The 7,338-nt window shown below is 67.1% G+C and carries 9 protein-coding genes and 1 pseudogene; all 10 read right to left on the bottom strand.

Annotated elements, in window-relative coordinates:
* On the bottom strand, positions 1 to 702 hold a 702-nt coding region (locus tag ACLL81_RS08160), incomplete at its 3' end, for a sodium/proton-translocating pyrophosphatase (protein WP_411287852.1).
* Positions 703 to 923: 221 nt separating this feature from the next.
* Positions 924 to 1,349: a hypothetical protein gene (locus tag ACLL81_RS08165; RefSeq protein WP_411287853.1), complete on the bottom strand. Its 426-nt coding sequence runs from the start codon at positions 1,347 to 1,349 to the stop codon at positions 924 to 926.
* Positions 1,350 to 1,395: 46 nt separating this feature from the next.
* A complete protein-coding gene (panB, locus tag ACLL81_RS08170; RefSeq protein ID WP_411287854.1) occupies positions 1,396 to 2,223 on the bottom strand; it encodes a 3-methyl-2-oxobutanoate hydroxymethyltransferase in 828 nt (275 codons plus the stop codon).
* Between the two features lie 4 nt (positions 2,224 to 2,227).
* The gene (locus ACLL81_RS08175; RefSeq protein ID WP_411287855.1) at positions 2,228 to 2,605 is read right to left on the bottom strand and encodes a hypothetical protein; all 378 of its coding nucleotides are present in this window, start codon (positions 2,603 to 2,605) and stop codon (positions 2,228 to 2,230) included.
* Positions 2,598 to 3,182: an RNA polymerase sigma factor gene (locus tag ACLL81_RS08180; protein ID WP_411287856.1), complete on the bottom strand. Its 585-nt coding sequence runs from the start codon at positions 3,180 to 3,182 to the stop codon at positions 2,598 to 2,600. The genes ACLL81_RS08175 and ACLL81_RS08180 overlap by 8 nt, the downstream gene beginning before the upstream one ends.
* Before the next feature lie 24 nt (positions 3,183 to 3,206).
* Entirely contained in the window at positions 3,207 to 3,587 is a 381-nt protein-coding gene (locus ACLL81_RS08185; protein WP_411287857.1) for a DUF6249 domain-containing protein, read from the bottom strand.
* Between the two features lie 120 nt (positions 3,588 to 3,707).
* Entirely contained in the window at positions 3,708 to 3,845 is a 138-nt protein-coding gene (locus tag ACLL81_RS08190; protein ID WP_411287858.1) for a hypothetical protein, read from the bottom strand.
* Between the two features lie 129 nt (positions 3,846 to 3,974).
* Positions 3,975 to 4,358 (bottom strand): response regulator transcription factor, encoded by a 384-nt coding sequence (locus ACLL81_RS08195; RefSeq protein WP_411287859.1) that lies wholly within the window; start codon positions 4,356 to 4,358, stop codon positions 3,975 to 3,977.
* Positions 4,355 to 6,679: a PAS domain S-box protein gene (locus ACLL81_RS08200; protein WP_411287860.1), complete on the bottom strand. Its 2,325-nt coding sequence runs from the start codon at positions 6,677 to 6,679 to the stop codon at positions 4,355 to 4,357. Before ACLL81_RS08200 ends, ACLL81_RS08195 begins: the two co-directional genes overlap by 4 nt.
* A 118-nt stretch (positions 6,680 to 6,797) precedes the next feature.
* Positions 6,798 to 7,338 (bottom strand): annotated as a pseudogene (locus tag ACLL81_RS08205) (GMP synthase (glutamine-hydrolyzing)); the annotation flags it as partial.

Raw genomic sequence — 7,338 nt, forward strand, 5'->3', positions numbered from 1 at the left:
CTCGAACAGGTCGGCGGCCATGCCGGCGCAGTCGCCGACGTTGTCGCCCACGTTGTCGGCGATGGTCGCGGCGTTGCGCGGATCATCTTCCGGGATGCCGGCCTCGACCTTGCCCACCATGTCGCCGCCCACGTCGGCGCCCTTGGTGAAGATGCCGCCGCCCAGACGGGCGAAGATGGAGATCAGCGAGGCGCCGAAGCCCAGCGCCACCAGGCTGTCGACCACCACCCGCTCGGTGGGATCGTGGCCCATCACCTGGGTGAGGATGGCGTAGTAGAGCGACACGCCCAAGAGCGCGAAGCCTGCCACCAGCATGCCGGTGACCGCTCCGGCGCGGAACGCCAGCGAGAGGCCCCTGTCGAGGCTCTCCGAGGCCGCCTGGGCGGTGCGCACGTTGGCGCGCACCGAGATCAGCATGCCCGCGAAGCCGGCCGCGCCCGAGAGCACGGCGCCGATGGCGAAGCCCGCGGCGGCTTCCACGCCGATCAGCAGGCCCACGATGATGAGGATGACCACGCCGACGACGGCGATGGTCGTGTATTGCCGGCGCAGGTAGGCTTGAGCGCCCTCCTGGATGGCGGCGGCGATCTCCTGCATGCGCGCGTTTCCGGGCGAGGCCCGAAGCAGCGACGCGGCCTGCACGGCGCAGTAAACCAGCGCAAGCAGGCCGGCGAGGATCACCAGCGTAAGCGTAAGACTCATGAGTAGCGCACCCCTTTGCGTCGCGCGGAGGGGGACCGGCTGTGGCCGCAATGGCCGTCACCGGCGTGTTCCCAGCCCCTTTTTGTGTACCCGCACCGCAACGCCACAAGCCGGCGCTCCGAAACAGGACGGGGGAAAGTGCCAAAGTTGGCCAGTGGGCGCAACCTGCCGCCGTCCAACGAACCTGAACGCACTGGCGCTGGCCTCCGCAGGCCGGATTTTCAGGTGCGCGGCGTGGCGATCCGCTTGCGCGACGCCTGCGAGGTCACCGCCACCGACTTGACTGCTCCGGGGCCGGCGATAGCCACGGCCTCGCGTTGCAGGGCGGCGGTCAGCCGGACGGTGTCGATCTTCGAGTGGTCACTGGGGATGGTGAACGGTGTGCGATGCCCCGCGCGCACCAGGGCGTCGCGGAAGAACGGCTCCTTCTGGCGCATCTTCGAGGCGTTGGCGCCGCTGGTCAGGTTGATGCGGGCATGGACGAACACATAGTTCACCAGCCGGCCATCGGCGACGATGGGCAGGCCGACGGGCGACAGGTCCACATACTGGCCGACGTCTAGCTCGGGGGGCTTCTTCTCCAAAGCCTGGGCAGTGGCCGCCGCGAGGCTCAGGGACAGGGCGAGGATCAGGGTGAGGCGGGCCATGCCGCCACCCTGGCCCCGAATCGGTTGCCGCAAGGTTTAGGTCGGCTCAGACCGCCTTGGCGAAATAGATCTCGGCCGGGCCGGGGAAGCGCCGTTGGCGCACGTCCTCGGCATAGCCCCCTACGGCCCGGGAAATCTCGCCACGCAGGTCCGCATAACGTCGCACGAACTTCGGCGTCCAGTCGAACAGACCCAGCATGTCGTCGGTGACCAGGATCTGGCCGTCGCAGCCGGCCGAGGCGCCAATGCCGATGGTGGGCGCCTCAATGGCCTGGGTGATCTCGCGGGCGAGGCCCTCGGCCACACCCTCCACCACCACAGCGAAGGCTCCGGCGTCGGCGGTGGCTTTGGCGTCCTGCAGGATACGCGCCCGCTCGTCGGCCCCCCGGCCCTTGGCCTTGAAGCCGCCGTCCACCAGCACCGCCTGGGGGCGCAGGCCCACGTGGCCCATCACCGGGATGCCGCGCTTCACCAGGTAGCCGATGGTGTCGACAATGGTGGCGCCCGCCTCGACCTTCACGGCCTGGGCGCCGGTCTCCTTCATCAGCCGCGCGGCGTTGGCGTAGGCGACCTCCGCGGAGCCCTCGTAGGAGCCGAACGGCATGTCGATCACAACCATGGCCCGCCGCGATCCGCGCATCACCGCCTGGCCGTGCAGGATCATCATCTCCAGGGTCACGCCCACGGTGTTGGGCAAGCCATGGACCACCATGCCGACGGAATCGCCCACCAGCAGCAGGTCGCAATGCGGGTCGAGGAGTTCCGCCATGGGCGCGGTGTAGGCGGTCAGGCAGACGATGGGCGTCTGGCCCTTGCGCGCGGCGATGTCCGGCGCGGTCACGCGACGGACGCCCTCCTCCCGGTACGATGACAAGGGCTCAAATCTCCTCGATCACGCGGGACAGGGCGAAGCCCATGGTCACCACGGCCAGGGCCACGGCGACCCACATCCCGCTGCTGACCGCGGAGAGCGCGGTCACCAGCTCGGCGCCGGGCGCCATGTCGGCCAGGCTGGATCCCATCAGCCGCACGGAATCCTCCGCCGTCTCCACCCGCTGGATGAAGTTGGACATGATTAGCTGGCTGGCCCCGATCACGCCGCCGACCAGGCCGGCCGCGCCGATCAGCCATCGCCTGGCCATCCATCCCCGATCGAGGCGGCCCTCCACCCTGGCGGCGAAGGCGCTGGCGTCGGGGAATGCGGGCGCCTCGGCGAAGAGGCGCTCGAGCCTGCGCTCGAAGTCGGCCTCAACCATTGTGGCGTCTCCCTTCCAGAACGGCGCCGTCCGACGGCGCCAGTCGCGCTCTGAGCTTTTCCAGACCACGTTTGACATGCGATTTGACCGTTCCTAGCGGCAGGTTCAAGGCCTCGGCTGTCTCGGCGTGGGAAAGCCCCGCGCCGAAGCACAGCGACACGGTTAGCCGTTCCGCCGGGCTGAGGGACTTGAGCCCCTCGTCCAGGTCGATCCGGTGTTCCGCGTCGCCTGCGTGGACATAGGCCTCTTCATCGCCCGCCGAGGTAGCGAAAGCGCCCAGACGGCGCTCGCGTTGCAATCGACGCAGGTAAAGCCTCGCCGCGATCTTCTTCACCCACCCGGCGAAGGTGCCCTCCCCGCGGAATTCGGCGATGCGCTCGAAGGCCGCCAGGAAGGCGTCCTGGGCCACATCATCGGCTTCGGAGGGCTGCGCGCCCATCCGGCGAAGCAGTCCCCGGATCGCCGAGCCGTGCCTGCGCACGAGCTCGCCATAGGCGCTTCGCTCGCCGGTCGCTGCGTGAGTACATAGCTCAACGTCATGCAGACTGGCGTATCTGAGTTGTGATTTGCCCGGCATGGGCGTTCCCCCGGCTAGGCCAGCCTAGTCGCGGCTTTTGTTGAGGAACGAGATCAGGATGAAGGCCAGGCCGATGAAGATCGGGAAGGCGGCCAGTCCCAGCAGGGGGTAGGTCATGTCCGGCTCTTCGAAGCTCATGGCCAGACCCAGGCTCGCCAGGCCCACGCCCACGCCGGTCCAGATGATGCCGGTGCGCAGGTCGCGCTGCGGGGAGGCGGCGGCGGCGGCGACACGGGTGTCGCTGGACATCGCCTCGATCATTTCCAGCGGCAGCGGCTGGCCCTTATCGATAGCGGCGCGCAGGGTCTCGGCCATCTTCATGCGCTCTTGGCTCTTGAAGTAACGCGGGGCGATGACGATCGCGGCGATCATCGCGAACATGGTGATGGGGATCAGGATCTCCATGAAACTCTCCTTTTTTCGTGTCGTTCGGCGAGCCGTGGCGGCCCGTCTCTGATGAGTAAGAGGCGCCCCGGACCAGCCACGGATGCAACCTAGGCCATTAAGTCTTCGTCATGTTTGGCGCTAGGCGTCGAGCCGGGCGCGATCGACGCCTAGCGCCTTGTCGTCGTGGAAGGCGTAGGCGACCCCGCGCGCGTCCAGACAGGCCCGCGCCTTCTTCATCGTGTCGCGAGACTTGATGGCGAAGATGGTGACGGTCATCGGCTAACCTGCGCGAAGGTCTGCGAGACCGCGCCCCGATGGCCCGCAAGTCCACCCACCGCAGAACCCCTCACAACAGAAAGTAGAGCATCAACGCGCTCATCGAGCCGCCCAGCAACTGCGCGGCGCCTAGTGGCGAAGGATGCGCGCGACGCGCGACAGCAACTGCGCGTCATGAAACGGTTTCGCCAAGTAATCCTTCGCGCCGAGGGCAACCGCCCGCTTGACGTCCCCGGTCTGATGTCGGGCGGTCAGGACCAAGGTCGGCAGCTTGGCCATCCGTTCCGCCCCAAGCTGAGCCATCACTGCAAAGCCGTCCACGATCGGCATGTTTATGTCGAGGACCATGGCGTGAGGCCGGAACTCGCGCACCTGGGCCAGCACGCCCAGTCCGTCGTGGAATACCCGTGTCAGGAGGCCATGCACCGCAAGCCTCATGCTGATCACTTCGGCAATGGCGCGATCGTCATCGACGATCAGGACCCGTCGGTCGTCGGGAATGAACACGCTCACGCCGCCACCTCTGTCTCGGTCTGCGGCGCCAAGAACTCAACCGTTACCGCGCGGGCGATCTCTGCGATCAGCTCGGCCCCAATGATGGGCTTTCGAACCACGCCGTCGAACCCTCGGACCGCCTGCTCTCCGTATCGCTCGAGGTCATAGTCGGCCGTGAAGGCCAGGATCGGGATCGACTGGTTCGGTCCCGGTTGATTGCGGATCTGCAGGACGGCGTCCGGCCCATCTCGCCGCGGCATGCGGATATCCAGCAGGATGACGTCGAAGGGCTGGGCCTGGGCGACTTCGACGGCTTCGACGCCATCCACAGCTTCGACGATCTCCGCATCGAGCGGTGCAAGCAGCGCGCGGACCAGTTCGCGGTTAACGGGATTGTCGTCCGCGATCAGCACCCGCACGCCGGAAAGCGAGATTCCCTGGACGGCCGCCGGCCCGACGGCCTGTTTCGCGCGGGGCGCCGAGACCGTGAACCAGAAGGTCGAGCCGCGTCCAACCTCGCTCCGGACGCCGATTTCGCCACCCATGGCCTCAACCAATCCACGGCAGATCGCGAGCCCAAGCCCCGTCCCGCCGTGGCGGCGGGTGGAGGAAGCGTCGACTTGGGAGAATCTCTGGAAGAGCATGGCCTGCTGCCGCGCATCCATGCCGGGGCCGGAATCCTGAACCTCCAGCCGCAGCTTCGCGGCCTTGCGGTGATAGACCGCGCGCACGACGACGGCGCCCGCGTCCGTGAATTTCACGGCATTGCCCACGAGATTGAGCAGAACCTGACGCAACCGGTCAGGATCGACCTCGGCGTGGGGCAAGGTGGCGGCCCCTACGAGGGTCAACGCAATCGACTTCGCGGCGGCCTGCGGCTCGAACAGCGCGAGCGACTCTGCGAGAGCCTCGCGCAGTCCCGTGGGACGCGGCTTGATCGGCATCAGGCCGGCTTCGAGCTTCGAGAAGTCCAGGATGTCATTGACGATGGTCAGCAGCGCATGGCCGGCGCTGGCGATCCGCTCCACCTGATAGCGCGCGTCGGCGGAGATCTCGCCGCGTGCGCCTAGCAGGGAGGTGAACCCGAGAATGGCCGTCAGGGGCGTGCGGATTTCGTGGCTCATGTTGGCCATGAAGTCCGCCTTCACCGAGGCTGCCGCCTCGGCCGCGTCGCGCGCCTCGGCCAAGCTGGCCTCCAAGGCCTTCCGAATAGTCACTTCCCTCGCGACGTCCGTGACGCTGGTCACCTCGCCGGTCGCAGGATCGACATTCGCCCGCGGCAAAGACTCCATCCAAATCGTGCGACCATCCCGGGCCTCCAGCCGGTACTCGATGGGTTCGCCCGAGGAGGCCTCGCCTTGCGCGACCTGCGCCTGGAAGGCCTCGACCACGAGCGCGCGGTCTTCGGGATGTATCCAGCGCAGCGCCGAATGACCGATCATCTCCTCGGGCCTATATCCCGTCACGGCCAGGCAGGACGGTGAGATGTAGGCGAGCCGGCCATCGGTATTCGACTGCATGATGAGGTCGCTGGCGTTCTCGGCGAGAAGGCGAAAGCGAGCCTCGCTCGCCTGCAACGCCGCCTCCGCCGCGCGTTGCTGCGTCTGATCCTGGACCTGGGCCACATAGAGCTTCGGCGCGCCTGTCGCATCGCGGACCATCGAAACGGTGAGGTGCACCCAGACAACCGAGCCATCGGCGCGACGGTAGCGCTTGTCCATGCGGTAGTTGGGAATTTCGCCGCGTGTCAGCTGGGCCAGGAGGTCGAGGTCGATATCGAGGTCGTCGGGATGGGTGATGGTCTGGAAGTCGAGCTTCAGCATCACCGCCTGCGGATAGCCGACGATGTCACAGAAGGCGCTGTTGATGCTGAGGAACGCGCCATCGAGCCCGACCAGAGCCTTCCCGATTCCGGTATGTTCGAACGCAGAACTCATCAGTTCCGCTTGGTCATCGGCTGCTGCCTCCGCCTCGCGGCGATCGGTGACGTCGCGCAAGACGTTGACCAGTTCGATGACCTGGCCTCTGCGGTTGCGTATGAGCCGGGGATTCCCCTCCATCCATCGCCATTGGTTGTCGGCGGTGCGAAAGCGATGCACTCGAGCGCGGGGGGTTTGACGCTCGCCGCGCAACGCCGCCTCGGTGTTTGCGATGAACGTCGCCCGGTCGTCTGGATGCACCAGTTGCAGACCCGTCGTGCCGACAATCTCGCTGGGCTCATAGCCGAGCGCCCGCACAGAGTTGGAGACGTACCTGACAACGCCTCTGGCGTTGGCGCGAACAAAGACGTCGCCGGTCTGCTGGGCGATGAACTCCATCGCCGCCAGTTTCGAACCCATGTCCGACTATCCCTCCGAGGGCGCCGGCTGCGCCAGGGGTCATAGAGGCATGAGCCGGTTAACCGAGTTCCACCGCCATGGCGTCAGCGAGGGTTGTGTCTGCGCCTGCTCGAAGCCGCTACTCCCACTCGATCGTCCCTGGGGGTTTTGAGGTCACGTCGTAGACCACCCGGTTGATGCCCTTCACCTCGTTGATGATCCGGGTGGCGCAGCGGCCCAGCACCTCCCAGGGGAACTCGAAGAAGTCGGCGGTCATGCCGTCGGTGGAGGTGACGGCGCGCAGGGCGCAGACCTCGTCGTAGGTGCGCGCGTCGCCCATGACGCCCACCGTGCGCACCGGCAGCAGCACGGCGAAGGCCTGCCAGATGCTGTCGTAGAGGCCGGCCTTGCGGATCTCCTCCAGGTAGATGGCGTCGGCCTGCTGCAGGATGGCGACGCGCTCCGGGGTCACCTCACCGGGGATGCGGATGGCCAGGCCCGGCCCCGGGAACGGATGACGACCGACGAAGGCCGGCGGCAGGCCCAGTTCAACGCCCAGCGCGCGGACCTCGTCCTTGAACAGTTCCCGCAGGGGCTCCACCAGCTTCAGCTTCATGAAGTCCGGCAGGCCGCCGACGTTGTGGTGGCTCTTGATCACCGCCGACGGACCGCCGCGCGCC

Origin of the sequence: Phenylobacterium sp. (assembly GCF_046590535.1) — a bacterium.
Classification (GTDB): Bacteria; Pseudomonadota; Alphaproteobacteria; order Caulobacterales; family Caulobacteraceae; genus Phenylobacterium.

Coding starts and splice junctions, on each gene's coding strand:
- ACLL81_RS08165 (WP_411287853.1), bottom strand. CDS start 1,349: ATGGCCCGCCTCACCCTGATCCTCGCCCTGTCCCTGAGCCTCGCGGCG.
- ACLL81_RS08200 (WP_411287860.1), bottom strand. CDS start 6,679: ATGGGTTCGAAACTGGCGGCGATGGAGTTCATCGCCCAGCAGACCGGC.
- ACLL81_RS08185 (WP_411287857.1), bottom strand. CDS start 3,587: ATGGAGATCCTGATCCCCATCACCATGTTCGCGATGATCGCCGCGATC.
- ACLL81_RS08180 (WP_411287856.1), bottom strand. CDS start 3,182: ATGCCGGGCAAATCACAACTCAGATACGCCAGTCTGCATGACGTTGAG.
- ACLL81_RS08175 (WP_411287855.1), bottom strand. CDS start 2,605: ATGGTTGAGGCCGACTTCGAGCGCAGGCTCGAGCGCCTCTTCGCCGAG.
- ACLL81_RS08190 (WP_411287858.1), bottom strand. CDS start 3,845: ATGACCGTCACCATCTTCGCCATCAAGTCTCGCGACACGATGAAGAAG.